At 63.2% G+C, this 26265-nt stretch carries 27 protein-coding genes and 1 pseudogene; 11 read left to right on the top strand and 17 right to left on the bottom strand.

Features of this window, described 5'->3' with window-relative positions; translation table 11 throughout:
• Positions 1–6: 6 nt before the first annotated feature.
• Complete coding sequence (locus A9J21_RS06825) at positions 7–1302, top strand: aspartate aminotransferase family protein (RefSeq protein ID WP_066733187.1); 1296 nt, start codon at positions 7–9, stop codon at positions 1300–1302.
• A 16-nt stretch (positions 1303–1318) separates the two neighbouring features.
• Here A9J21_RS06825 and A9J21_RS06830 read toward each other — a convergent pair whose 3' ends face one another.
• Positions 1319–2242, bottom strand: coding sequence for an NAD(P)-dependent oxidoreductase (locus A9J21_RS06830; RefSeq protein ID WP_197497468.1), 924 nt, complete (start codon positions 2240–2242; stop codon positions 1319–1321).
• Between the two features lie 246 nt (positions 2243–2488).
• On the opposite strand from A9J21_RS06830, the gene A9J21_RS32250 reads away from it, so the two are divergent.
• Positions 2489–2830 (top strand): hypothetical protein, encoded by a 342-nt coding sequence (locus A9J21_RS32250; protein WP_066733191.1) that lies wholly within the window; start codon positions 2489–2491, stop codon positions 2828–2830.
• A 341-nt stretch (positions 2831–3171) separates the two neighbouring features.
• Positions 3172–4104 carry an MBL fold metallo-hydrolase gene (locus A9J21_RS06840; protein ID WP_066733193.1) on the top strand — a complete coding sequence of 311 codons (933 nt, stop codon included), beginning with the start codon at positions 3172–3174 and terminating at the stop codon, positions 4102–4104.
• Positions 4105–4325: 221 nt separating this feature from the next.
• Here the strand turns inward: A9J21_RS06840 and A9J21_RS06845 are convergent, their stop codons facing one another.
• From A9J21_RS06845 to A9J21_RS06875, 6 genes are all read right to left on the bottom strand, one after another.
• Positions 4326–5111: a response regulator transcription factor gene (locus A9J21_RS06845; RefSeq protein WP_231906839.1), complete on the bottom strand. Its 786-nt coding sequence runs from the start codon at positions 5109–5111 to the stop codon at positions 4326–4328.
• 150 nt (positions 5112–5261) lie between these two features.
• Positions 5262–5669, bottom strand: coding sequence for a cupin domain-containing protein (locus A9J21_RS06855; protein WP_066733203.1), 408 nt, complete (start codon positions 5667–5669; stop codon positions 5262–5264).
• 4 nt (positions 5670–5673) lie between these two features.
• Complete coding sequence (locus tag A9J21_RS06860) at positions 5674–6153, bottom strand: carboxymuconolactone decarboxylase family protein (protein WP_066733205.1); 480 nt, start codon at positions 6151–6153, stop codon at positions 5674–5676.
• A gap of 185 nt (positions 6154–6338) precedes the next feature.
• Positions 6339–6839, bottom strand: a complete 501-nt coding sequence (locus tag A9J21_RS06865; protein ID WP_066733252.1) for an Ohr family peroxiredoxin — start codon at positions 6837–6839, stop codon at positions 6339–6341.
• Between the two features lie 13 nt (positions 6840–6852).
• On the bottom strand, positions 6853–7605 hold the full coding sequence (locus tag A9J21_RS06870) for an SDR family oxidoreductase (RefSeq protein ID WP_066733207.1): 753 nt from the start codon (positions 7603–7605) through the stop codon (positions 6853–6855).
• Positions 7606–7758: 153 nt separating this feature from the next.
• Positions 7759–8775: a GlxA family transcriptional regulator gene (locus tag A9J21_RS06875; protein WP_066733208.1), complete on the bottom strand. Its 1017-nt coding sequence runs from the start codon at positions 8773–8775 to the stop codon at positions 7759–7761.
• A 614-nt stretch (positions 8776–9389) separates the two neighbouring features.
• On the opposite strand from A9J21_RS06875, the gene A9J21_RS06880 reads away from it, so the two are divergent.
• The 7 genes from A9J21_RS06880 (at position 9390) to A9J21_RS06910 (ending at position 14957) form a co-directional block, all read left to right on the top strand.
• Positions 9390–10037, top strand: coding sequence for a flavodoxin family protein (locus tag A9J21_RS06880; protein ID WP_404851350.1), 648 nt, complete (start codon positions 9390–9392; stop codon positions 10035–10037).
• 131 nt (positions 10038–10168) lie between these two features.
• Positions 10169–10846: a sensor histidine kinase gene (locus A9J21_RS06885; protein WP_066733210.1), complete on the top strand. Its 678-nt coding sequence runs from the start codon at positions 10169–10171 to the stop codon at positions 10844–10846.
• A gap of 233 nt (positions 10847–11079) precedes the next feature.
• Positions 11080–12111, top strand: coding sequence for a LysR family transcriptional regulator (locus A9J21_RS06890; RefSeq protein ID WP_066733211.1), 1032 nt, complete (start codon positions 11080–11082; stop codon positions 12109–12111).
• A 287-nt stretch (positions 12112–12398) separates the two neighbouring features.
• Positions 12399–12770 (top strand): PHA-granule associated protein 4, encoded by a 372-nt coding sequence (locus tag A9J21_RS06895; RefSeq protein ID WP_066733212.1) that lies wholly within the window; start codon positions 12399–12401, stop codon positions 12768–12770.
• A gap of 227 nt (positions 12771–12997) precedes the next feature.
• Positions 12998–13264 (top strand): hypothetical protein, encoded by a 267-nt coding sequence (locus tag A9J21_RS06900; protein WP_066733215.1) that lies wholly within the window; start codon positions 12998–13000, stop codon positions 13262–13264.
• Positions 13265–13476: 212 nt separating this feature from the next.
• Entirely contained in the window at positions 13477–13920 is a 444-nt protein-coding gene (locus A9J21_RS06905) for a cupin domain-containing protein (RefSeq protein ID WP_066733256.1), read from the top strand.
• Between the two features lie 404 nt (positions 13921–14324).
• Positions 14325–14957 (top strand): MarR family winged helix-turn-helix transcriptional regulator, encoded by a 633-nt coding sequence (locus tag A9J21_RS06910; protein WP_082926280.1) that lies wholly within the window; start codon positions 14325–14327, stop codon positions 14955–14957.
• A gap of 16 nt (positions 14958–14973) precedes the next feature.
• Here A9J21_RS06910 and A9J21_RS06915 read toward each other — a convergent pair whose 3' ends face one another.
• From A9J21_RS06915 to A9J21_RS06945, 7 genes are all read right to left on the bottom strand, one after another.
• On the bottom strand, positions 14974–16062 hold the full coding sequence (locus tag A9J21_RS06915; RefSeq protein ID WP_066733260.1) for a porin: 1089 nt from the start codon (positions 16060–16062) through the stop codon (positions 14974–14976).
• A gap of 24 nt (positions 16063–16086) precedes the next feature.
• On the bottom strand, positions 16087–17256 hold the full coding sequence (locus A9J21_RS06920) for an amidohydrolase family protein (protein ID WP_066733217.1): 1170 nt from the start codon (positions 17254–17256) through the stop codon (positions 16087–16089).
• A 150-nt stretch (positions 17257–17406) separates the two neighbouring features.
• Positions 17407–18081, bottom strand: a complete 675-nt coding sequence (locus A9J21_RS06925; RefSeq protein WP_231906841.1) for a fumarylacetoacetate hydrolase family protein — start codon at positions 18079–18081, stop codon at positions 17407–17409.
• 186 nt (positions 18082–18267) lie between these two features.
• Entirely contained in the window at positions 18268–19614 is a 1347-nt protein-coding gene (locus A9J21_RS06930; protein WP_231906842.1) for an MFS transporter, read from the bottom strand.
• A 78-nt stretch (positions 19615–19692) separates the two neighbouring features.
• Positions 19693–20208 (bottom strand): flavin reductase family protein, encoded by a 516-nt coding sequence (locus A9J21_RS06935; protein ID WP_066733219.1) that lies wholly within the window; start codon positions 20206–20208, stop codon positions 19693–19695.
• Positions 20205–21119 carry a VOC family protein gene (locus tag A9J21_RS06940; protein ID WP_066733221.1) on the bottom strand — a complete coding sequence of 305 codons (915 nt, stop codon included), beginning with the start codon at positions 21117–21119 and terminating at the stop codon, positions 20205–20207. The genes A9J21_RS06935 and A9J21_RS06940 overlap by 4 nt, the downstream gene beginning before the upstream one ends.
• Positions 21120–21130: 11 nt before the next feature.
• Positions 21131–22375, bottom strand: coding sequence for an acyl-CoA dehydrogenase family protein (locus A9J21_RS06945; RefSeq protein WP_066733224.1), 1245 nt, complete (start codon positions 22373–22375; stop codon positions 21131–21133).
• A 113-nt stretch (positions 22376–22488) separates the two neighbouring features.
• Here A9J21_RS06945 and A9J21_RS06950 point away from each other — a divergent pair, with 113 nt between their 5' ends.
• On the top strand, positions 22489–23511 hold the full coding sequence (locus tag A9J21_RS06950; RefSeq protein ID WP_066733225.1) for an amidohydrolase family protein: 1023 nt from the start codon (positions 22489–22491) through the stop codon (positions 23509–23511).
• A gap of 226 nt (positions 23512–23737) precedes the next feature.
• Here the strand turns inward: A9J21_RS06950 and A9J21_RS06955 are convergent, their stop codons facing one another.
• The 3 genes and pseudogenes from A9J21_RS06955 to A9J21_RS31415 form a co-directional block, all read right to left on the bottom strand.
• On the bottom strand, positions 23738–24367 hold the full coding sequence (locus A9J21_RS06955) for a 2-dehydro-3-deoxy-6-phosphogalactonate aldolase (protein ID WP_066733226.1): 630 nt from the start codon (positions 24365–24367) through the stop codon (positions 23738–23740).
• A gap of 31 nt (positions 24368–24398) precedes the next feature.
• Complete coding sequence (locus A9J21_RS06960) at positions 24399–25361, bottom strand: 2-dehydro-3-deoxygalactonokinase (RefSeq protein WP_066733231.1); 963 nt, start codon at positions 25359–25361, stop codon at positions 24399–24401.
• An 801-nt stretch (positions 25362–26162) separates the two neighbouring features.
• A pseudogene (locus A9J21_RS31415) lies at positions 26163–26265 on the bottom strand (IS481 family transposase); the annotation flags it as partial.

Here is a 26265-nt window from a genome sequence, read left to right on the forward strand (position 1 = left end):
CCCCGCATGTCCAAAGATTCCCGCAACGAGACCCTGCAGGCGCGTCGAGCGCGACTGCTCGGTCCAGCCTATCGGCTTTTCTACGAAGAACCGCTGCATATCGTACGCGGTGAAGGGGCATGGCTGCATGACGCCGACGGGCGTCGCTATCTCGACGCCTACAACAACGTGGCCGCCGTAGGTCATTGCCATCCCCACGTGGTGGAGGCGATTGCGCGCCAGGCTGCTGTCCTCAATACGCATACGCGCTACCTGCATGGGGCCGTGCTCGACTACGCGGAGCGGCTGCTGGCCACGATGCCCGCCGATCTCGGGCACGCCATGTTCACCTGCACCGGCAGCGAAGCCAATGACCTGGCCATGCGCATTGCGCGCGCATGCACCGGGAATGATGGACTCATCGTGACGCGCTTTGCCTATCATGGCGTGACCGAATCGATTGCGGTAGCATCGCCGTCTCTGGGTCAGTACATCACGCTCGGCCAGCATGTGCGTACCGTGCCGGCGCCCGACAGCTATCGCGTGGCGCCAGACCAGATCGGCGTGGCATTTGCAGACGGCGTGCGCGGCGCGATCGACGACTTGCGCGCGCACGGCATGCGTCCGGCGGCCTTGCTGGTGGACACCGTGTTTTCCAGCGACGGCATCTACACCGATCCACCCGGGTTCCTGCGCGATGCCGTGGATGCCGTACGTGCGGCAGGCGGCCTGTTCATTGCCGACGAGGTGCAGCCCGGACTGGGTCGTACCGGCGATGCGTTCTGGGGGTTCCAGCGGCACGGCGTGGTGCCTGACATCGTGACCATGGGCAAGCCCATGGGTAACGGTCATCCACTGGCCGGTCTAGCCGTGCGCCCCGATGTGCTGGCGCCGTTTGCGCGCCAATGCCGCTACTTCAACACGTTCGGCGGCAACCCGGTATCCGTAGCGGCGGGCATGGCCGTGCTCGATGTCATCGAACGGGAGCAGCTCGGCGCCAACGTGCGCAAGGTGGGCGAGCATCTGCGCACGCGTCTGCGTCAGCTTGCCGCGCGTGACGCGCGCATTGGCGACGTACGTGGTGCGGGCCTGTTCGTAGGTGTAGAGCTGGTGGACGATACGCGGAAGACGCCGGCCACCGCGCTTGCGCAGCACGTGGTCAATACCATGCGGCGCGAAGGTGTGCTGCTGAACGCCACCGGCCCGCATGCCAACATCCTCAAGATCCGCCCGCCAATGGTCTTCAGCGAGGCGCAGGCCGACCTGCTGGCCGATACGCTGCACACCGCGCTGGAGCTTGCATCGCCCCCCGCGCCCGGCTGAATGGACCGCGCCGGGCTCAGACAGCCTGGCGCAGGGCCTGACCGTACCAGCGGGCATAGCGGGCGATGCCATGCTCCAGGTCGATCGATGGCGTCCAGCCAATGGCGAGCGCGCGGCTGGTATCGGCCTGCAGGCTCGTTGGATCGCCGGGGCGGGCGCGCTGCGAGAAGCGTGGCGCCGCGTGTACGCCCAGTTCGCGATACAACAGGTTCAGCACGTCACGCACTGTGGTGGGCTCGCCACTGGCACCGTTGAAGATCGGACATTCTGGTTCGGCGTAAGGCGCCACGGCGGCCAACAGGCGCGCAGCATCCTCTGCGTGCATCCAGTCGCGGCACTCGCCGCCGGTGCCGCCATAGACGTGGTCGCCCCGTTCGATCTTCTGGCATGCGTCCCACAACAGCTGCTTGCGCAGCCCTTCGCCATAGATCGAAAAAAGCCGAACGATGGCGACCGACAGGCCAAAATGGCGCCCATACGACAGGCAGAGTTGTTCGGCCATGAGCTTGTGCGTGCCATAGGGCGAACCCGGCGCGTGGATCGATACCGGCGAGTCTTCATCCACCGGGGCGCCGGCGGCGTTGCCATACACCGCCGCGCTGGACGGGTACACCACCACGCACCCGGGACAATGCTGGCGGACGAATTCCAGTACCGCCGCCGTGGAATGCACCGTGTCCCGCAGGTCGCCGGCCGGGTCGCTGAACGACCCGGGCACCGAGCCGCTGCCCGCGCAATGGACAATCAGGTCGGGGCGCAAGCCCAGCGACGTCAGCGTCTCCAGGGTCACCTCGCCGGCGTGCCACGCCACACTGGCCGGCACCGGCTCGGCCCCGGGTGCCGCATCGCGGCCCAACCCGATCACGTCCCAGCCGGCGCGCACATAGTGTCGCAGTACGAAACCGCCAAGGAAGCCGCGCGCGCCCGTCACGAGCACCATGTTTCTTGCCATTGTCGTCAACCGGATAAAGGGTGGATACCGGCCAACGACCGATATGTATCAGGAGTCAAGCATTCAGCGTGTGACTTGCATGTAGCACGACACGGACTTTGGACTCTACGCACCCCGGCACTACGGCTATGTGGGCTATCCCACATAACAGGCACTCTGGGTCTTTCCAACGCCTGAAGTCAGTCATCTGCCTGGGCTTCCAAACTCGGATTTCAACAAAAAGAAGCCCATCACATGGCGATGATGGGCTTTGCTCAAACCATGAAGATGAAGAACGGCACGACCCTGGAGAAGCGTGCCGACTTCAATGTAAGGTCCTCCGACAATCCCGGATGTCGGTGTTCCGCTGATTCCGCGCAGTCCAAGGCCGGTTCGGTTGCATCGGCCATCAAGGACGCGGGTCTGTATCGAGCCATGGTGTTCCCACTCCCCACTCAGCCCATCGCTGCCGGCACCTGCACGGCGACTTTCGCTGGCGCGCGAAACGGTGCGGCAATCAACAAATCCTGGCGATTTACGGCGTTCCGATCCGGCCAGTCATCAATGAATTCCCTCGCGTCAGACGACCAGGATTAGGCTGGACACTCCGGATACCAGCAAGACTGCGCACCACATCGAGCACGCCGCCGATTGGGTTGCGACGCCTCGCTGCGCTGGCTATTGGCCGCGAGTCCTCCAGGTAATCCTCTCGCAAGGCGATCTATCCCCCCCTGCTGCCACCCGACGTCGATTGTTTCCGTTCGGTCAACATACTGAACGCCGGCGCGAATCTACTGGCACTGGCCCCTCCTGCCTACACTCCTTTGCAACGATGGTTGCACAAGACGTGCCACCGTCTGGGAAGACGTCCGCGCAATAAACCGGACCATGCCTGCCGCGCCCTGCGGCTTATCCACCCATTCGAAGGACTTCAGAAAATGAGCGAAACGACCCGCAATGTGCAGCCGGTTACCGTCAACCTTGGCAAAGCAGGTTCTGGCGAACTCGTGCCATCCCGCTACGCTGTGCGTGTTGGCGACGTAGATGTGGTGCTGATCAGCGATGGCATTCTGCCGCTGCCCACCAGCACGATGTCCACCAATGTGAGCCAATCAGATCGAAACGAATGGTTCGATAGCCGCTTTCTGCAACGTGACATGTTCGACTGGGCACTGAATATCGCGCTCGTGCGAAGCGGCGAACGCCTGATCCTGATCGATTCGGGCGTAGGTGACGGATTTGAATACTTCTCGCGCGCCGGTCGGTCGGTGATGCGACTGGAATCTGCAGGCATTGACCTGGCTACGATCACCGATATCGTGATTACGCACATGCACATGGATCACGTCGGCGGGCTGAACGTCGACGGTGTCAAGGCCAGGCTCCGTCCTGACGTACGCATTCACGTAGCGGCCGCAGAGGTCGAATTCTGGAAAAACCCGGACTTCAGCAAGACGGTCATGCCGGAAGCTGTCCCTCCTGCCCTGCGCAAGGCGGCTGCCACGTTCGTGGAACTCTACGGCAAGAACCTTGTGCTGTTCGAAAAGACGGTGGAAGTCGCAGCGGGTGTGTCGGCGCGCGTGACGGGTGGGCACACCCCTGGGCACTGCGTCGTGGACGTTGCATCGAAGGGCGAGAGGCTGACATTCGTAGGCGACGCCATTTTCGAAGTAGGCTTCGAGAATCCCGATTGGCAGAATGGCTTCGAGCACGAGCCGGAAGTGGCCGTGGACGTGCGTATCGCGCTGCTCAACGAGGCTGCGGAGACCGGTGCACTGCTGGCCGCAGCACATGTCGCCTTCCCATCCATCGGTCACATTGCAAAGAATGGTGCGGGTTTCCGGTTCGTTCCAGTGCAATGGGACTACTGACTGATAGTCGAGCACCAGCCGTGATCATGTAGGCGCGGCTGGCAAGGCGACCGGGCATAGGTATGAAGCTGCCGCAGATTCCTTGAAACTGCGGCAGCTTTTTTGCGCTCCCGGCTGGCCGGCACGGATTCGGGCGACGAGTACCCACGCGCAAATGGGCTTGTGGACGTTGTCGCAGCGGAGCTTGCCGCCCGTGGGCAAAGCCAGGCAAGCGCTGTCCGTCAATAGGCGGTCATCACCTGGGCCATCGCGACTGGCATCGCACGTAAATGGCCGGCGGGCGGCATCAACGCAGCGCCATCCGCCACCACATCGAGTTCCACGGCCATCTTCACAAGATCCGCAAACGTGCGAGCGGCCATCTTGCGCATCGCGCGACTGCGATGGATCTTGATGGTCACCTCGCTGATGCCAATACGGTTCGCAATCTGCTTGTTCATCAGCCCAGATACCGCCATCGCCATCACCTCACGCTCGCGACCGCTCAATGTAGCAAAGCGCGCCCGCAGATCGTCGCCACATTGCAGGGCCATACGATTGCTGCGATCGACGGCGATCGCTTCGGTCACGGCGTCGATAAAGTCCTGGTCGCGAAACGGCTTGGACAGGAAGTCGAGCGCGCCGGCCTTCATCGCACGGACGGTCATCTCGATGTCGCCATGGCCCGTGATGAACACCACGGGCAGGCAGACGCCGAGTCGGATCATCTCGCGCTGCACGTCCAATCCGTTGGCGCCACGCAGACGCACGTCCATCACCACGCAACCCGGCACTGGCGCCGCTAGCGCAGCCAGGAAGGCGTCGGCGGACAGAAACGCGCGGGATCGAATGCCAACAGATCGCAGCAGGTCAGCCAGGGCATCGTTCATGGACGAATCGTCATCGACAATACAGACCACCGGTTCGACAGCGTCGCAGCCGCGGCTAGGTTTTGATGTCATGACGTTCACGATGGACTCCAGTATCTCTGTGAATTTGCCGCCCCCGATCAAGATGATTCGCTTCATGGCGATCACCTCGCAATCTCGGATGCACAGGACGATCGACGCCAGCGCCTGGCTGTCAGGCGCTGGCAGATCGGATTGGTCGGAATGGAGAACGGATAGCGCGGCGGACGCGTGAGAGCGTTGGGCGCCCTGCCGGCTTGATGGCGCCGATTACTTCACCGGCGTCAGGATCGGTGCGCCCTGGTTCTTGATCAAGAAGACCACGAACCTTGCTGGCTTGGTGTTGCTGGCGTTGCGTCCGACAGTATGGATGTCGTTCGGGCCTTCATGGAACGTGTCACCGGGCTTGAGCGTGACTTCCTTGCCGCCCTTCACACCCATGATGATGCTGCCTTCCAGCACATAGATGAAGCCATGCGCATCGTGTCGATGCACAGGGTCGTACCCGCCCGGCGCGTACTCCACGACGATCATCTGCACTTCCTTGCCGGGATACTCGGGCAGTGCTTCGGTCGTCAGCGGCGTAACCCTCACCTCAGGCGCCGCAGCGATAGCGGCTGGTTGCTGCAGCACACACGAAACGGCCAGTGCAGCAGCGGCGGAAAGAATGCGCTTCATCGCATCACTCCAGACCAGCCTTGTCCAGGCCAAACATCTTGTCGGCAGATCCGGGCTCCATCTGAAACGCGACGTTGAGCCGGTTCCAGGCATTGATGGCACCGACCTGGAAGGTCAGGTCCGACAACTCCTTTTCCGAGAACTGGGTACGTACGCGCTCGAAGAGTTCGTCCGGCACGCCATGCGCCGGCAGGTTCGTCAGCACTTCGGTCCACGCCAACGCGGCGCGTTCGCGCGGCGAGAACAGCGTCGATTCGCGCCAGATGGCCACATGGTGCAGGCGCAGCTCACGCTCGCCGTGAATCTTGGCCTGCTTGATATGCATATCGACGCAAAACGCACAGCCGTTCAGTTGTGATGCACGGATCTCCACCAGTTCGCGGATGTGCTGTTCGAGCGTGGTCTTCTGGAACAGGGCGCCAAGCTCGACGAGTTTCTTTGTCAGCTCCGGCGATTGCTGGAAGTAATTCAAGCGTTGTGACATATGACTCTCCGGTGGAAGCAGTAAGGGATGCGCTCGCGGGAGCCGTGGCGACCAATCTCGCCACGGTCCTGCTTGGAAGTCATCGTAGTGCGCGGTGCGGCGTGCGGCTAGTGTCGCCAGGGTGCCCAGTCTGTTGCCGCGCGGACACCAATCGCAACCGATCGGCACGACGAGCCCGCCGGCAATCAGTCGATCACGCTCACGATGCTGTGAATGCCTGCCCGGGCCATCTTGGCGTACGGGCAAAGCCGCTCAGTGTTGCGCACGAGTTCTTCGGCCAGATTCCGCTCCACGCCGGGCATACGCACGCGAATCTCGGCAATCAGCGCGTATCCGCCGTCGGCCGGATCCCGGCCGAACGACACCACGACGGCAACTGTCGTCTGCGTCATGTCCACCTGCGCGCGCTGTGCAAGAAGACTGAGCGCCCCGTGAAAGCACGCCGCGTAGCCCGCGGCGAAAAGCTGCTCTGGATTGGTCCCGTTACCTGGACCGCCCAACGCCGCAGGCAACCGCAGGTCGAGGATCAGATTGCCATCGTCAGACCTGGCAGTGCCAGAGGCCCGGCCATGCGCGGCCTCTCCTCCGGACACCGTAACGGTTGTTGTATAGAGCGAGGTGAATCCCTCACCCCGGTATCTGTCGAGCAGTGTCAGCGATGGAGGCTGCAACCTCTCGTGATCCATCATCGCCTCCGGCTCACTTTTGCAGGTGTTGAGCAATCCATTCCTCGAAACGGATGCGTCCGAGCCTCGCCTCGCCTTCCGGGACGAGCGTGCCTTCCTGGAGCTCGGCGCCGAAGTAAAGTGCGGTCGGATCCGCAGCAACGGTACGCACGTCCCCGATCGCTTGGAGATACCGCTGTACAAGGTCGCTCAGACGGAAGCGTTCCGGGCCGGCGATGTCGACCATGCCATTTAGCGGGGCGGCCAGCGCCGCATCGGCTACCGCATGCGCCACATCGTCCGAGGCGATCGGCTGGATCAATGCCGGTGTGAGACGGATTGTTTCCACCTGCCCCGCCGACTGCGCAATGCCCCCAAGGAATTCGAGGAACTGCGTCGACCGCACGATGGTGTAGGGAATGCCGGCTGCCCGGATCAATGCTTCCTGCGCGATCTTGGCGCGGAAGTACCCGCTTTGCGCCAGCTTGTCGGTACCGACTACGGATAGCGCAACATGGTGCGCCACGCCGGCCTCCTTTTCGGCCGCCGCGAGGTTCCGGCCCGATGTCTCGAAGAAGTGCAGCACCGCCTGGTCTTCGAATGACGGCGAGTTCGCGACATCGACCACCACTTCCGCCCCGACGAGCGCCTGTGCCAGCCCCTGGCCTGTCAATGCATTGACGCCGGTGCCGGGCGAGGCGGCCAGCACGTCATGCCCCTGCGCGGACAGCCGCGCCACCACCTTCTTGCCGATCAAGCCGGTACCGCCTATGACAACAATCTTCATGATGCATCTCCATGCAGGTAAGTGGCGCTTGTCCACGTTCCAACATGCTAGGTGCGGCGTGGATCTGGCACCAGACCGGTGCCAGATCCACGGTGTTTCCTGTTTTGCATCAATCGGATTCGGGGGTGAGCCGCCCAGCGAATGGGAGCATCCCTAACGGTTGACCTTCAGCCGGTATTCGCTCGGCGACAGTCCGAAGTGGCGCTGGAACGTCACACGCATGCGATCTTCGCTGCCGAACCCGCACTCGCGCGCGATGACGTCGATGGGCCTGCCCGGGTCCTGCAACTGCCGCCGTGCCGCTTCGAGCCTGAAATGCTCCACACCCTTGGCCGGCGTGCGGCCGGTCTTATCCTTGTACACGCGCGCGAAGTTGCGCGGACTCATGCCGACATACTCGGCAAGCTGCTCGACGGACAACTCCTGTGTGGAGAGATTCTGCACGATCCACAGGTGCAGGGACTCGAATACGGGCACTTGCCGGCTCTGGGAAATCAGCATCTCGCTCAACTGCGGCTGGCCCCCGGGTCGCTTCATGTAGACCGCCAGCTCCTTTGCGGAATTGAGTGCCACCTCGTGCCCGTAGTCGGCTTCCACCATGGCCAGGGCCAGGTCAATGCCTGTGGTCACGCCCGCCGACGTCCAGAGGTTCTGCTGCTGCACGAAAATGGCTTCGGGGTCGAGGTCCACCGTGGGGAACAATTCGTGGAATCGGTCGAGCATGGCCCAATGAGTGGTAGCCCGCTTGCCATCCAGCAAGCCCGCGAACGCCAACAGGAACGCACCGCTGCACACCGAAGCCATGCGGCGGATCTTGCCCGACGCGTTGGCCAGCCATTCGATCAACGCCGTCTCGTTCTTTGCCACCTCGAGGATTGTCGGCGATCCCGGCACGATCACGGTATCGATGACCCGCAGGTCGAACGACGCCAGGGACACCGAACTCATCGACGTGCCCTCCACCGTTGCAACCATACCGCCTGAGAAGCTCGTCGTCAGACACCGATATCCTGCCAACCCCCGCGCCCGGGCGTAGTTGGACGCGGCCCAGAACACAGTCTGGGGTCCGGCAAGGTCAAGCAGGCTGACATCTGGATACGCCACGAACAGAATGTTGCGCGGCATGTCTTCAATGTTTCCTGAGGCGGTGGGCGGCTGATGTTGAAGCATGAGAGGTATTGCGGTAGTCGAGCGATGCTATGTCAAAGGGACAATCCCGCGCAAGCCTGCACACCCGTTGCATCACGACGGCCAGTATTCGCCGCTGCACTGCGGCGAATTCGGCCCGGCATGCCTGTCCCTCGTCAGTTCCGGAATACGCCGCCTCTGGCTGGCAAATGCCGGCGCCGGCGCCCCCTCGAAGCGAACAACAACGGCGAAACCCGCGCGGCACGTTGCTCGAAGGCTGTACCTGATGCATGCCAGGCAAATGCTGCGGGACGGGATCAAGCATTGGAAGTGCTGTCATCGTTCGGCTTTTGTATGTCACATCCTGTGGCCATCCCACAACCCACCGGCATAGGCTGGGCATCCCGCGACGGCGCCTGCCGGCGAGTGGCGTAGCGACAGGGCAATGTGGCCGCAAGTCTAGAAGGTAGTCGGACGCGTCACAAGACCTCCCTGAGGGCGGCGCCGTTTCCATGAATGCACCAATCCTGAACGGCGTTCGCGTGACGTGACCCCGACGACTGGCAGTCTGGCAGAAAAACCGGGAACGCTGTCATTTACGGTCGATTAAGCGCTCATTAACATCAAGTCGAGGTCGGCCCATGGGGCCGTCAGCAATGCCGGCAGCCAATCAGATAGCGAGAAAAGAGATGACACATGCAGTTTGCGTCGCGGTGGTGTACCACAGCGGCTTTGGACACACGCGCAGGCAGGCCGAAGCGGTACACGCCGGCGCCGGTAGTGTGATGGGGGTGCGCAGCACGCTGATCCCCGTGGAGGACATCAATGCTCACTGGCGCCAGCTCGAATCCGTGGATGCCATCATCTTCGGCGCGCCCACGTACATGGGCAGCGCGTCGGCGCCGTTCAAGGCATTCATGGATGCATCGGCGCAAACGGTCCTGCCCCGGAGCGCCTGGAAGGACAAGCTTGCCGCAGGCTTTACCAACGCCGCATCGCGCTCAGGCGACAAGCTCAATACGCTGCAACAACTCGCCATCTTTGCCGCCCAACTCGGCATGCACTGGATAAATCTTGGCCTGCCGCCGGGACATGACAATTCCACGTCGAGCGAAGAGAGCATGAATCGGCACGGGTATTTTCTCGGAGCCGCTGCACAGTCCGATGCTGACGTCGGAGCAGATGTCGGCGCGACGGCAGCAGACCTGAAAACCTCGGCCTACCTGGGCGCACGGGTAGCCCGTGTCGCGTTGCAGCTATCCGCCGGCCGTGCGGAGTTGGCCAAGGCCGCACTGACCGTATAGCCATGGTTGCCGAGCCAGTGTCCACAGCAGCGACGCCGCGAGCCGCCACCGGGGCAGGATCTTCCGCCGGGTCCGGGCCACGCGATGCGCTGCACACCAACCGGCTGGCTGTGCTGGGACGTTGCGTCGCCATGATCGTCCACGATGTGGTGCAGCCGGTGGCATCGGCGGCGACGCGTGGTCAGTCGGCGCTGCGCTGGCTGCGACAGGATCCGCCCGACCTGCACGCGGCGGTAGCCTCGCTCGAACGGCTCGTGGCCGACGCGCAGCGCGCCGGCATCATGCTGGCCGATCTCAAGGCACTGGCTTCGCCAACCGCAAGACCTCGTCAGCCCGTTCTGCTCGCGAAGATCCTGCGCGACACGCTGCACTGGCTTGACGACGACCTACAGCAACAAGGGATAAACGTCGTGCCACGACTGCCCGGTGATGACATCGTCGTCGTGGCCGACCGTACCGCACTGCATCAGCTCCTTGTCAATCTGATCGTCAATGCGATGGAGTCCATGACGGATACACCACGGCAAAGTCGCCAAATGATCATCGATCTGTCGGCCGATGCGCACGACGCCATCGTGGCCGTCAGCGATTGCGGCTGCGGCTTTTCTACCGACGCCGAGCCGCACCTGTTCGATGCTTTTTACACGACCAAGGCTGAAGGGATGGGCATGGGACTGGCGATCTGCCATCGCATCGTGACCGACTACGGTGGCACCATTCTCGCGGAACGCCGCGCCGAAGGCGGCGCATGCTTTCAGGTACGCCTGCCCCGCGAGCCTCAGGCAGCGTCCGGAGCCACAGCAAGGTAGCCGTGAATCTGCGAAACCACCGCCGGCTCCCCTCCGGCCGTCGCCACGCGTTTGGTGGAACCGGAACGTATATCGCCAATTGCGAAGACGTCTGGAACGCAACACCCCGTCGCGCACCTGGCTGCCGGAGCAAGACTTGCGGATGGGGTGATTGCCGAGGCGAATATGAATGTTCGGCCAGCAGGCCGTGATAAGGCCAACTGCCGGCAGTGATGTGCATTGGGGGGAAGAAAATGGAATCGACGCAACAGGCGGACAAATCAGATCGCAGTTTCCGGCTCAGCCTGCCGAATCGCGCGGACGCGCTATCGACGAGCTTCGCCGCGAGCTACGCGGGGATCATGGCGTTCATGGCCGTGGCCAGCGAAGGCAGCTTTGCCAAGGCTGGCGAGCGCTTGGGCATAGGCCGATCGGCCGTGAGCCGCAACGTTCAGAAGCTCGAAACGCAACTGAGCACACGACTATTCCTGCGCACCACGCGCACAACACAGCTCACGCACGAAGGTCGGCGCTTCTTCGAGAACTGTCATCAGGGCGTCACGCATATCGTGGAAGCCATGAACGACATGCTGGAGTTGCGTCAAGGGCCGCCGCGGGGGCTGGTGCGTGTCAGCGCCACCGTGGGATTTGGACGCAAGGTCGTGGCACCGCTGCTTGACCGGTTCGTCAAGGCATACCCGGAGATCGCCGTCGATCTCCTGCTCGACGACCGGCCGACGGACTTTGCCTCCGAGCAAATCGACGTCGCGTTTCGCAACGGACGGATCGAGGACTCCAGCATCATCGCCAAGCAACTGATCCCGATGCAGATGGCACTCTGCGCCGCCCCTTCCTATGTCGCCAGACACGGACTTCCGGAGTCACTTGACGACCTCTCGCGCCACGAATGTATCAACTTCCGCTTTGCCAGCGGCCGCATCTTTGAATGGGAGTTCAAGGTCGACGGCATCGTGCGCAAGTTCATGCCCAAGGCGCGCATGACGTTCAACGATGCAGACCTCGTACTGCACGCCGTGCTGGAGGGATGGGGGATTGCACAGATGGCTGGCTACCAGATCCGCGACCATGTTGCGCGGCATGAATTAAGTATCGCGCTGGCGCGACACGCCCCTGACGACCGTGGCCACTACATCTGCTTCCTGAGCCGCCAGCACCTGCCCACACGTATCCGCGTGTTCATCGATTTCATGACGGAACATATCCGCGCCCTCAATATCGACTTCATGACGAACTTCAACCCGGAAAGCAGCGCTGCCTTCACCTGAAGTGAGCCGTCGGGAGCGACCGCTTTCCACAGTTGAAAGCCATAGGCCGAGTCGGGTCGGCGCAACCCATGGCGCCATCTGGGCCCATTTGAGCAGCCACCCTATCCGAACTGGAACCCAATTTCGCCACCGAAATGGAAACAAGAAGTGCATTCGCATCGACGTGATCATCCAAAAGACGGATGGGCAGTCATGGGGAGGTATGGCAAAAAATACCTGCAGGCCGCAGCATAAGACGGCAAAGATTTTTAACGGGCCAATGCAGAGACATATTCCGGGGACAGAGCATGACAACAGCGCGTGCGACAACGAAAGGCGAGGCCATTCATCTTCTCGAAGCTGCCGAGGTTGGGCTCATTCATCTCGACTATGAGACGGGTTGGCAAGACACCTCCGAGCTCAAGCGCCTGGGCGAAGAGGCGGGGATCCGTGTGGAGTATCGCGGACACGAAAGCATTGCCGTCAAATCCCCTGAGGCGCTCGCAGCAGGCTTGAGGCGCCCCAAACTGACGGTTCGGCAGCGGAATCTGTTCTGTCAATTCGACTTCAAAACGTTACCCGTGCAGGAACTTGAGGTCCTGGAAGAGAAGGCTGCCAGGCTCGGGGACTACATCCTTGCCGGACATCTGCTGCAGGAGCTTGATTCGACTTGGGTCTGAGCCGGCGTACCGGTTGGCCCGCCTGGAGAATTGGTCAGCCCGATCCCCCGATGCATCGCCTGGTCTGCAGGCGTCACTTCCGGAGGAAGCCAGCCATGGGTGAAGTGGGTGCCATACGAACCTCATATTAAATGTCTGCTGTGATCGCAGCGGCGTCTGGGAACGTCTCCCAGCGCCACGCGAACAGGCATTCGCGGAAAGTCGTAATCAAGCAAGGGAGCGTGAAAATGGTGAAATCCAGACGTTGGAGTTGGGCAGGCAAGATGCTGGCCGGCTTTGCCGTACCGCTGGTGATGGCTGGCGCTACTCTCGCTACCGAGCAATCGCAGCAGCGTCAACAAGGCCGGGACGCAAACCAGGCTGCCAAACAGCAGGCACGCTCTGGCAAGGTCGACTGCAGGGCTGAGAACCAGAAGAGCAATGCCGAGTGCAGGCAGGACAAGCGCGACACAAAGCAAGAGGGTCGCCAGGAAAAGCGGGAAACCAAGTATTGAGATCCAGGTTTTTCGAGACGACCCGACGGCGCTCGCGCCCTGTCCATGGGTACGGGTGTCACCTACACTCAGTCATGCAGTCTGCCCGTACGATCCAGTGATTCCGACGCCGACGGCAAAGGCAAATGCAAATGCCAGCCCGCGCCATTCAACACTTGTTCGAACGCGGGCTCGACTCGACCGGGGCAGTGAAACCTGACTGGAGGCAAAGTATGAAGCCAGAGCCATTTGCGGTCGTCCCCGCCGAGTATGCTCGTGCCCTCAACGTCGTAGGCGAGAGAATAACGGTCCTGGCTTCAAGTGCCGCCACACAGGGTTACGAAGTCTTCCTGCAGCAAGGTCACGAAGGCAGCGGACCCCCACCGCACTGCCACGACTGGGACGAATCGTTCTACGTCATCAAGGGCGTTGTGGAAATCGGATACGGTGACACGGCGATGACCGCCGGCGCTGGGACATTTGTCCATGTGCCGGCCGGGACGATTCACTACTTTCGGTTTGGCACAGGCGGCGGCGAAATGATTTCCGTCACCAGCCATGGCGGAAACGCATCACGCCTGTTTGCGCGGATCGACGAGGCTGTCCCCCCAGGCCCCCCGGACCTGCAGACGTTGTTAGGGGTAGCGCAAGAATGCGGCGTGACGATTTCCCACTGATTGCGCGCCCGATTGCGATAACCCCAGCTGCGCCCACACGTGCCAGCCCGCCCCATGGCCTCACGGGACGAGTATCAGTTTCCCCGAAGTTTTGCGGCTCCCCAGATCGGCATGGGCCCGAACAGCAGTTCAGGCGTGCGGATATGGTCCGCGAATACGGCGAAACCGATCTTGATGCTACCGGGCAAGCTAAGTCGTCGCTTCGGGCTTGTTCCAATAGCCTTGCGTGACGTGCAGCGCTCGCACGCATAACTCACCAATACTGCCGCCGCGAGGCAGACTGAGTGCCGGGAGATCGGACCGGCACGGGCGGTCCGACCTGTTCTTGCAGCATCGTTGCCCGCCTGCAAAGCCGTTGCTTAAGCTATCATTCCGGCTTAGACCAGTTCGAAGCGAACCTTTCGATGCCGAAGTCCTCTCCTTCGCCGCGCGTGTCCCGTCCTGCCACAGACGCCGGTGCCAAGCCAGGCAGAGCAACCCAGGCGGGCAAGGCCGCGCTGCAGCCACTGCCTACTGAACGTCCCGACCACGATCTCGATCATTCCGTCGGCTACCTGCTGAATCGCGCCGCGAGCATCATTGCCGCACGCTTCAGCGACGACCTGAAGCCGCACAACATCAACCTGCAGGCCTGGCGCGTGCTGGCGGCGCTGCGCCACGAAGACCACCAGACGCTGTCCGACCTGGCCAGCCATACCGGTGCAGAAATCTCCTATCTCTCCCGGGCGGTGGTCGCGCTCGAGGAACGCGGCCTGCTCGAACGCAATGTCTCAGCAACGGACAAGCGCAATATCCACCTGTCGCTGACACCCGCGGGCGGCGCCATCGTCGCGGAGCTCGCGCCGCGCGCCTGGGATATCGAACGCGCCTCGATGGCGGGGGTTTCGCCCGATGAGCTTGCCGCCACGCTGAAGACATTGCGAGCCATCTTTACCAACCTGGTCGACGATTGCCAGAACGCCACCGGCGTCAACCGCAAGCTCACCGTGGCGCGCCGGGTCCGCCGCAAGGCAGCACAGGACGACCCGGACGCCTGAGCGCGTTGCCGGGCGCTCAGAAGATCTGCTTGATGCCGAGCATCGCGCCGAGCTGCGTGCCACCGGGCGAGGCGCTCGCACCCGGATTGCTGCTCACCGACTGCGCAAGCTGGCCGCCATTGTTGATAAACCCGGCCGTTGCATAGATCGACGTCCGCTTCGAAAAGCTGTACGTACCGCGCAGCGCATACAGCCAGGCCTTGTTGGCACTGTCGTGATAACGCTGGTGATAGACCTGGCCCGCGACATTGAAAGCTGGCGTCAGGTCATAGGCGGCGCCGACCCAGAACAGATCGCTACGGGGCGCGGGATTGCCATCGTTGTTGTGCCGCAGCCACCCTGCTCCGGCTTTCACGCGATCAAACAGGGTATAGGCACTGAGCGACAGCCTGTCGTCCTTGAAGCCGCTGCTGGTGAGTCCGCCAAAGGCGCCCGGGCCGCCACGCCAGGAATCGTAGGCCGCCGCCGCTCCGAAATGCGGGGTTTCGTACATCAGCAGCGCCGACCACTCGCGGCACGCCTTCTTGTCGGCAGGATTTTCACCCGCGCAATTCGTGCTCGCCGGACTGGGGGCGGCCACCGCCGCATCGCGGCCGAAGCTGTAGGTCGCCCCTACGGTCAACCCACCGAACTTCCCCTTGTACGAGACGGCGTTGTCCGCGCGCGAGTTCGGAATCGTCGGGTCGAGCGATCCGGAGCCAAAGGTGTTCGGCCCCAGGATGTCCGAGTCGAGCGTCGCCCAGAACATCATCGTGTACTGACGTCCGAACGCGACCTGCCCCCAGTGACCCGACAGTCCAACCCAGGCTTGCCGCCCAAACAGGCGGTTACCGAAATTGGCTGCGCCGGAATCCGGCGCAAACCCGGATTCCAGTACGAACTGGGATTTCAGGCCGCCGCCAAGGTCTTCCGTCCCCCGCAATCCCCAGCGCGACGGCACCGACGCGGACAGATTCGGCATGCGGACGACCGTGCTCTGCGTCGGGCCGGCGTGGTTCACGAACTCCACGCCGGTATCCACCACGCCATACAGCGTCACGGACTGCGCACCCGCCAGCGCCGGCATGGCCGCCGCACAGCCGAGGGCAAGATGCCTCAGTTTGATTGTCATGGGTCTCCTCCTGTTTTTTTATGGAAAGGGATTTTTCTGGGCCTGGCTTTCCGACCTCGCTCCCAGCCGTGCCCCCTGGCTTGCCACCCGGGACAGCAGGCGCGCGGCATTGCCGCCTTCGACGGCACGCAGCTCGTCGGCGCTGAAGCCGACTTCCCTCAGTCCGGCGAATGTCCCCTTCGTCCCCGGTTCGGGAACAAACGGAAAATCGGTGCCCAGTACGACATTGGCGGGCGTGACCAGCTTCAACAACGCCGCCATCGAGATAGGATTCGCGGCAATCGCGGTGTCGTAGTACAGGCGCTTGAGCAGCGGCATCACGCCCTCCGGCACCTGTTTGGCAAGTGTCTTGTCGAGCGAACCAAGGATCGCCATGCGGGTGGCGAGGTAAGGCACCGTCCCGCCCGCGTGCGAAAAGATGAAGCGAATGTCCGGACAGCGGCTGACCACACCGGAGAACATCAGGCTGGCCACGGCACGCGTGGTGTCGTGCGGGAATTCGATCAGCGAATCCGGCTGTTCGGGCAGCAGGCCGCGATGGCATTGGCAGGACGTGGGATGCACGTAGACCACCGCCTTGCGCCGGTTCAGCTCGGCGAAGATCGGCGCGAAATCGGCATGGCCCAGGTACTTGTCGCCGTAGTTGGTCATCAGCCCGATGCCATCGGCCTTCAGCACGTCAAAGGCATGGGTGATTTCAGCCATCGCCGCCGCGACGTCAGGCAGCGGCAGCGCGCTGAACACGCCGAAGCGGGTCGGATGATCGCTGACCATCTGGGCGGCGAACTCGTTGCAGGCGCGCGTCAGATGCCGCGTCTTGGCCATGTCGGGCATCCACAGCGGCGGGGCCGAGACCACTGCGGAGGTAATGCCCTGCCGGTCCATCACGCCCAGCGAATCGGCCACCTTCCACTGCGGCGCCACGCGGTTGGGCGCCGGCGCGCCAATCGCCTCCTCTCCCATGGTCTTGCGGAAGACCGGAGGAAGAAAATGGTGGTGAACGTCGATGCGCTGCACGCCGGCGGGGCCGTCCTGCGCAGGCTGGGCTGGCTGCGTTTGCTGCTGCGCACGCGCGGGCACGGCCTGGCTTGCCAGCAAGCCGCCCAGCATCGCGCCGATCTTGCGGCGCATGGGGCTGGCCGGGCGCGCGCCCGTGGGATGATTGACGTCTTCGTTCTTGATATGCATTGGCGTAATCGGATGGAGGTTGGACGGCCGGCGTGCCGTTGTCCGGGCAACAGGCCGCCCTGCCCGCGCTGAGGCAGGCATGGCAGGCCGGTTGGCCGGCGGCAGTGCTGGGTACTTGGGTGCTGCGGTGCGGCGCTACGGGAGGACGCGTCAGGCGGGCTCAGCCACCACGCGGTTCGCGATGTGCCCGATGCCTTCGATCTCGGCGCGCATGACGTCGCCCACCTTCACGTAGCGCGGCGGATCCATCGCCACGCCCACGCCCGACGGCGTGCCGGTCGCCAGCAGGTCGCCGGGTTCCAGCGTGAAGGCCTTCGAGAGATGCACCACCTGGTCATAGATGTCATGGATCATGGCGCCCGTGACATCGTCCTGGCGCAGTTCGTCATTGACCCACATCCGCAGGCGCAACGCGTGCGGGTCGCCCAGTTCGTCGGCGGTGACGATCCACGGGCCGATGGGACCACAGGTGTCGAATGACTTGCCGATGGTCATCGTCTGCGACGCCAGCTGCCAGTCGCGCACCGATACGTCGTTGCACACCATGTAGCCCGCAATGACGGACGGCGCGTCCTCGCGGCTCACATGCCGGCAGCGACGCCCGATCACCGCGCACAACTCCACCTCGTAGTCGAGTTGCTCAGAGACTGCGGGCATATGAACATCGCCATACGGATCATTGATGCACGACACCTGCTTGTTGAACCACACCTGCGCGGGCGGCGTATGGACACCGACCTTGGCCGCCTCGGCCACATGCTTGCGATAGTTCATGCCGATGGCGAGGTATTTCGACGGCTTCGGCACGGGTGCCAGCAGCGTCACCGCCGATAGCGGCGCGGTGAAACCACCGCGTACGGCGCGGGCGCGATCCAGGGCCTCCGGGGCCCGCCTGCAGCAGTTCCAGCATGGTGTCGGGCAGCGCGGGATCGTTGCGCGGCAGATCGATCACGAGGTCGCCCTCGACTTTGCCGATGGAGGTACCGCCATGGTGGAGATAGGTAACGAGCTTCATGGTGAGGCGATGATTCCGAAATGGGTGGGAATGGATAGAAAGGATGGACAGGGACGGAAACGGCGTTCAGACCACGGTCGCACGCGACGTGTCATCCTGCTCGTCGGGGCGTTGGGGACCTGGACGGGATACGGGTACTGTCGCGGCAGGCGCAGCAGCAGCAGCGCCGCGCAGGCCAGCACCACGACAAAGCCAACCAGCGCCGGACGGTAGGAACCTGCCAGGTCGTAGGTGGCCCCCATCACGAACGGCCCCAGCCCGGTACCGACCGTGAAGGCCGCAAACAGATAGCCGTAGATCTGACCAAATGCGCGCAGGCCGAAGTAACGGCTTTGCAGATAGGCGATTAGGTCGACCTCCGCGCCCATGCCGATGCCTACCAGTACCGCGCCCACCGTGGTCAGCGCCACATCGCTGCTGGCAAGCAGCGTCAGCACCCCGAGGGCGGGCAGCAGGACGAAGGCGATGGCGACATGGGGGCCAAAGAAGCGATCGAGCAGATAGCCGCACAGCAAACGGCCGGCAATCAGCGATGCGCCGATCCCTGAGAACACGGTCACCGCCTGGCCGGGGGGAATGCCGCGATCCGTCAGCAGCGGCACGAGATGCACGATGGTCCCGTTGGCGACGATCGGGATGCACAGGAAGACCACCGCCAGGACCCAGAAGTCCTTGTGGCGAATCGCCTGGCTTGCCTCCAGGCCCGGCAACGGCCGCGCACGCGCCGCCACGCTGCCAGCGTCGCGGGACACATCCCGCACCAGCAATGCCACGGCGGGAAATGCGATACAGAACACGGTGGCACCGACCGCGACAAAGGCACCGCGCCAGCCAAAATGGCCGAGATAGGCCTGTGTCAGCCGCGGCACCAGCGCCGCGCCGAGGCCCACGCCGGTCATCGCGACGCCCATGGCAAGGCCGCGCTGGCGATCGAAAGCGGCCGCAATCGCCTTGGCATAGGGCAATGGCGCCTGGCCGGCGCTGAACAAACCCATCAACGCGAACATCGCGAGGAATGCGGCCGGTACTGCCGGCGCCAGCGACATGGCCGCAATCGCCAGCGCGAACAGGGTGATGGCCGCGAGCGTCACCCGCTTGATGCCTCGGGCATCGATCAACTTACCGGCCACTGGCGTGGCGATAGCCGCGAAGATGGAGCCGAGCATCACGGCGGCCGACAGTACGCTCCGGTTCCAGCCAAATTCGGCCATGATCGGCTTCATGAGCACCGATGCCGAGAACTGCAGCACGGTGACATTGCCAACGATCAGCCCGAGCACTGAGCCGATGACGATCCACCAGTAGCCACGAAACAGTGGAGTGGGACGGTTGGGGGCATGCACGATTGTCTCCAGATTGTCATTTCTTATGGTTGTCACCGACGTGCAGCCTGAACTGGCCCACACGCTTTTGCCCCGGTGCTAGGGCTGCACCACGGCTGGGCGCTCCATGAACCGCCCGGCGTGAAAGAGCAGCGGGGATTCGGCGCCATACCCGAACCGCTCCACCTGACCCAGCATCATCACGTGGTCGCCAAACGGCACGACAGTGGTGGTACGGCACTCGAAGCAGGCCAGTGCGCCGTCAAGTAGCGGCACATCTCCCAGGCCGGGGCGCACGCTATCGCCAAGGATGGCGAACTTGTCCGGCGATGGCTTGGCGAAATGCGACGCCAGGTGCTGCTGCTCTGCCGTCAGCACATGCACGGCAAAGTGCCCGGACTCCGAGAAGGCCTGCAGGCTCGGTGCGCGGTCGCTCAGATACCAGGCCACCAACGGCGGGTCCAACGACACGGAGCAGAACGAATTGATGGTCAGCGCCGCGCGCTGGCCGTCGGCGGTGCAGGTGGTGACAATGCAAACGCCTGTGGCAAACCGTCCCAGCGCATTGCGCAGGTCCCGGCTGTCGATGGTTGGGGTCATGGCGTCGGCGCTCATGAGCGGGCCTCCTCGGTAACGGGCACGGCGTTGGCGCCTGCGCCGGTGAAGCAGCGCGGGTCGCGGGTCGAGCCCCAGTAATCCAGTGACAGCGGCGAAGGTTCGATGCGGCGCGGCGCGCGCGGGAAGGTCTCCGGAAACGCTTCCATCCCGAAGCTGTACTCCATGGTCAGCCCATCCGGGTCCAGGAAGTACAGGAAGACGCTATCGGACGCCGGATGCCTGCCCGGGCCGAACACCACATCGGAACCGGCTGCCTTCAGGCGTGTCAACGCCCGGCCGATATCGTCGATCTCGGTCACCATGTAGTTGACGTGGTGCAGGCACCGGCGATCGAACTTCGCGATGCCAATGCCATGGTGATAGGGGTTCGGCCAGCAGCGCATGAAGGTGATGAAATCGCCAACCGAATCCGACTCGCGGAAGTTGAGCACGTCGCGCCAGAACGCGACGGCCCGCGCAGCATCGGGGGTGTTGAACACCACGTGGCCCAGGCGCTGGATACGCGTCACCGTCGGCGCGAAGGGCCGCGCCGAGTCCTTGGCCGGCACGTAGAACTCCAGCATGGCGCCCACCAGTGGCTCGAAGACCCGGATCGCCCGCGCCTGCGCCCGCGCGCTGCAAGTCGCGGGCGGCACCTCCTCGACAGTCAGGCCCGCAGCCGCCAGTCGCTCGAGCAACGGCGCGAACTGAGCGGTGTCTTCCAGCATGAAGCCCGCGCAGCGCAGTCCTGCTGCCTGGTCCGGATACAGCACAAGGCTGTGGTGATCGTGATCGCAGCGCAGGCGAACCTCGCCCTCGCTACCGGTATCCACGTACTGCAGGCCCACCACGTCTTCATAGAAGCGGCGCGAGCGCTGCAGATCGGTCACATTGAGCTCGATGCGGCCCAGCTTCTGGTGTCGGATCATCGTGCGCTCCCTCAGTACTGCCCGCGCGGGGGCAAGCCGAGTCGCATCTGCCCGTACATGCTGGACACGGCATGCCAGTTGACGCTGATGTGGTGCGCCACGGCGTTGATGTCGCGCCACGCACGCTGCACGCCGTTGTCCAGCTGGATGCCGGTGCCACCCACCACGTCATACAGTTCGTTAATAGCGTCCACACAGAGCTGTACGGCATACGCATGGCCGCGCCGCAGCGTGATGCGCTGCGCCGCGCTCAGTTTGGTGCCGGCGGCGACCAGGTCCGTCGCCAGTTGCAGGTCTCGCTGCAGGATTAGCTGTGCGGCATCCACGGCCGCCTCGCCGCGCGCCACCGCCGACTGCACGTGGCCGAACTGTGCAATGGATTGCCCGCCGCCCGCAAACGCCCCACGCGTGGCGCGCGCCGCGACACCCTCGACGAATTCGTCCAGCGCGCCGCGCAACGCGGCCACCGCGGGATTGGCCAGCAACGGCGGGAAGCCGCTGAGGAAGGGCAGCCGGTAGATCGACGACGTATGCAGGTCGGCGCCCGGCCCGGCCTGCTCCAGGACATCGGCGAATGCCACGGTACGATGCTCGGGCACGAAGACGGGTTGGTCGATGGCGATGTCCTTGCTGCCGGTGCCGGCCAGGCCTACCGTGTGCCAGGTATCAACGATCTCGTACTGCCCCTTGGGCACCAGCAAAAACAGCGGACGTGGCGGCTGGCCCTCTTCCTGCTGGACCATCGCGCCAAGCGACATCCATTCGGCATTGTCGCAATTGCTGCCAAAGCTCCAGCGGCCTTGCAGGCGAAAGCCGCCAGCCACCGGTTCGGCTTTCCCGGTCGGGGCGATGCACGAGGCGATCAACGCATCGGGCGACGCGCCCCACACGTCCTGCTGGGCGTCCCCGGGAAACATGCCAAGCACCCATGAAGCCGCGGCGCTCAGGCCATAGCACCAGCCGGTAGACGTGCAGCCCTGCCCCAGTTCGAACGCCAGACGACGGAGGACGTCGAGTCCAAGTTCGTGTCCGCCGAACCGCTTCGGCTGCACCACGCGGTACAAGCCCGCTGCGATCAGTTGTTCGGTGATGTCCGCCGAGACACGGCGGTCGAGTTCGGTCTGGCGAGCGCGTTGCGCAATGATCGGGCGAAGCCGGGCAACCGCCTCCATCAGTTTGGCCTGCACGGCGGTGTCGGCAATCGGTGCCGGCGCCGATGAAGCGGGGCGTTCCAGTACAGCTTGGGTTGTGGCCATCGAACTACTCTCCTAAATTGTTGCAAAAGCAACCTATCCATGCTCGAATTAAAGCTCACTACAGTTGTTTTAGCAACCGTTTGTCACGCACTTTCGTATCAGGAGATACCCGAATGAACGCCAGCAATCCCGCCGCCTCTTGCGGATGCATCGACATCCACACCCATGTCATCCCCGCGGAATTCCCCCGATATCTCGGCAGCCGCGCCAACGTGCCATGGCCGTCGATGCGTGATGCGCAGCCGTGCCACCGGCACGTCGTCATTTCCGGGCAGGTCTATCGAACGGTGTCACACCACGCATGGGACACCGACGCCCGGCTGGCCGACATGGACGCCACCGGTGTTGGCCACCAGGTGCTATCGCCCATGCCGGAGTTGCTGTCGTACTGGATGGATACCGAGGATGCCGCCGTGCTGTCGCGCTACCTGAACGAGACGCTGGCGGGCATGGTGGCGCGCGCCCCTGCCCGCTTCAGCGCGTTGGGCGCAGCGCCGCTTCAAAATGTAGACCGGGCGATCGCCGAACTCGATCATGCGATCGGCAAGCTGGGACTGGCAGGGATTGAAGTGGGCAGCAATGTGATGGGCGTACCGATTGGCGACCCACGCTTCTGGCCATTTTTTGAAGCAGCGCAAGCCTGCAACGCGGCGATCTTCGTGCATCCGCTTCGGCCGGCGGGCATGGACCGGCTGGTCGGCCCGCCCGCGCTGGAACAGATCGTCGCCTTCCCGGGCGAGATTGGCTTGGCGGCGGCATCTCTGATAACGGGCGGACTGCTCACGCGCTTTCCGAAGCTGCGGATCGCACTGAGCCACGGCGGCGGCTCGATCCAGGCGCTGGTGCCCCGCATGCAGTTTGCCTGGGAAAAGCAGAGCGCTTTACGCGACGCCATCGAACTGGCGCCCGCCGAGGCCGCCCGCGCCCTGTACTACGACGATCTGCTCTACAGCCCGCAGGCCATTCGCGCGCTGGTGGAACTGGTCGGCGACCACCGCGTGATGATCGGCACCGACTATCCCTTCGCGATCATGGACCCGGAACCCGCCGCGCGGATCGCATCGCTTGGCCTGCCGAACGCAGTCGTGGAACAGCTGCGCTGGCGGAATGCGGCGGCGTGGCTGGGGCGGGTCTAGCCTGCAGCCTGTCCTCCCACCGGCCGGGCTCCGGGCAGTGGGAGTGGACGCAGTGGCGGCGGTGGGCTCAGTGGTGTTGTGGAGTGAAGTCTTGGGTGATCTGCTTGTACCTCACGAAATCCTCCACCGAGGCCAGGCCGCCCAGCCGGCCCGTACGATGGGCTTGGCACCCGCACAGTCGCTCGACGTGGCGCAGCTGGCAATTGCAACCGTCAAACAGCAACCGTCAGTCAGCGCTGTGAATTGACTGCCAGGCGTCGGCAAACTGTCGTGCGGTTTGGCTCACGGCGCCGGCATCCATCCCGGGCTTGTATAGCGCGGAGCCAAGGCCAAAGCCAGAAGCCCCGGCGGCAATATAGGCGGAGATCGCTTGCGGCGTGATCCCGCCAACCGGCAGCAGTCGGACATGTTTCGGCAGCACGCTCCTCCACGCTTTGATCACAACAGGCGGTAGCACTTCGGCCGGAAACGCCTTGAGGCCGTCCGCCCCTTCGCGTAGTGCAGCAAATGCCTCCGTCGGCGTCGCCACCCCTGGCAGGCAAGCCATGTCGGCAGCCTTCGCGGCGCGAATTACAGCGGCGTCGCTATGGGGCATGACAACCAGCCGCCCGCCAGCCTCACCGATTGCACACACCTGGGCCACCTCGGTGACGGTGCCCGCTCCAATGAGGACATCACGACCGAAAGCCTTGGCCAGGCGCCTGATACTCTCGAATGGCTCTGGGGAGTTCAGGGGCACCTCGATGATCGTGAATCCTTGGTCGACCAACGACTGACCTATCCCCACGACTTCGTCTGGTGTCACGCCCCGGAGAATGGCAACCAGGGGAAAACGATCCAAATACGGTTGAATCATCGGAAGCTTCCTTTTCGGTGACGGCCCTGACTTATTTGACCAGCCCCGCCTCGCGCGCAATCGCCCAAAGTCCGACGCGGGTTGCGTTCTCGACCTCTGGCATATCCGACACGCCGAACTGCCTCGCAGCCCTGCGATAACGTGCACACAGTCTGGCGTCGCCAATCATGACAACTGACCGAATCGGATGGGCCAGCGCGTTGCGCAGTTCATCGCCAATGAGCACCCCGGACAAATAGGCCAGGCTGGCAGCCTTCGGGAGTTGTCCTAACAGTACCTTTGCGCGTGCCGAGAACAGTAGTGGCGAAATGCCGCCCGCGCTGGTTCGAGCGACTTCGACACCCGTGTCGAACGCCGAGTCCTCCTCCTCGGTTGCCGTAGCTTCCGGCTCGCCAGCGCCAGCAAAGCGACCAAGGATGGAATGCTGCCGCAGCACGGCGAACAATTCGCCAGTCATGAAGGTCTGGCATTCGCGGATGCAGCCATCCTCGATGCGAATCCATTTGCTGTGGGTGCCGGGCAGTACGAACACGGCTTCCCGGCGCATATGGGGGAATAGTGTTAGCGCGCCCACCACCTGGGTCTCCTCGCCACGCATGACTTCGGCCCGCGGCTCCGTCAGCGAAACCCCCGGCACCAGGTGCAACGCCCCGCCATCAGACAACGCGACTTTAGCCAGTCGACCAGCGAGTTCGCGCGCGCCAGCCGTCTCTTGGCAATACGGCGCCTCTAGCCAACCTTGCGCACTCGCCACCATCCCGGCAGCAATGGCCGGAAGCTTTGCTTCAGCCAGCCAGTCGGCAACCATCGAACGATACGCCGCTTCAAAACCACCCTCGCCGATCTGCATGATCCCCAGTGGGGCAACGCGCGCGTCGAGCAAAGCGGCATCCGCGCCAAGCAACATCGCCCGTAGCGAGGATGTCCCCCAATCCAACGCAATGAGGCGCGCATCAGCTTTGGCACGGCGGTTCGCTTCGGTCAGTTGCTTCATTTGTTGTTGAGATGACGAGGTGGTCGATGTACGCACGGTCGCGCCCTAGAAAGAACGATGTCGCGCCCAAAAACCGTGCATTAAAATAATTTGCATTGCATATCTGTGAGCAAAAGTGACCTGCCGATTCAAGACAAAAAGTTTTTCTCAACAAAAACAATGAGTTACGTCGCTTACCTGATGTATGGTGTGCGGCGCTTCGTCTAAGTGCTTCTCTGCATTACTGCCTTCGACTGTATTGACGGCAAGCGTACCCGCACGTTGGGGCTCGGGGGGCTTTTCCGCGCCTAAGGATGCTACAGCCAACAGCGGCCACAACTAAACACATTGTCGGATACCGTTCGAAAGCGGTCTTCAGAAACTTTGCTTCAGGAGTCCGATGTCCCTTTTCCGAGCAGCGCGTAGCATCCGTCGACCGCCACGGACGAAGTGCACCATGCTCCTTCGCGCTGATCTTATTGTTCCGCGTCCAATTGGGCCACCGATCGCCGGAAGCGAGGGTCCGGAAATCAAGGGGCCGGCGGCAGCCCCACCTCCGAGAAATTTTTGGGGGAAAGAGGGAGCTGACATCATTTGCTGCTTCTATCCACGACTACGGCATTGCTGCGATGGCGCCAGCTTCGCGACATACTTTCGAGGGGTAAATGCCACCCGGCTTCCTGGCCGTCTTCGGCACGTAACTCGCCAGCACTCATACGCACGCCGCCCTCGCTCCGGTAGTCGAGATCCTCGAAGCGCATTTTCTCCAACGCAAAGTGCGACGGATCTTTTAGGCGGCACCTGGCGCATTCGCTAGACCGCCTAGTTGTGAAGCGTCAATACGTTATTTCCTGACGCTGGAAGTCGGGACATGGGCGCAAGGCCGCCAATACCGCTATGTGGTCGGTGCCAGTTGTAGTGGTGT

The organism is Cupriavidus sp. D384 (assembly GCF_001652915.1).
GTDB lineage: Bacteria > Pseudomonadota > Gammaproteobacteria > Burkholderiales > Burkholderiaceae > Cupriavidus.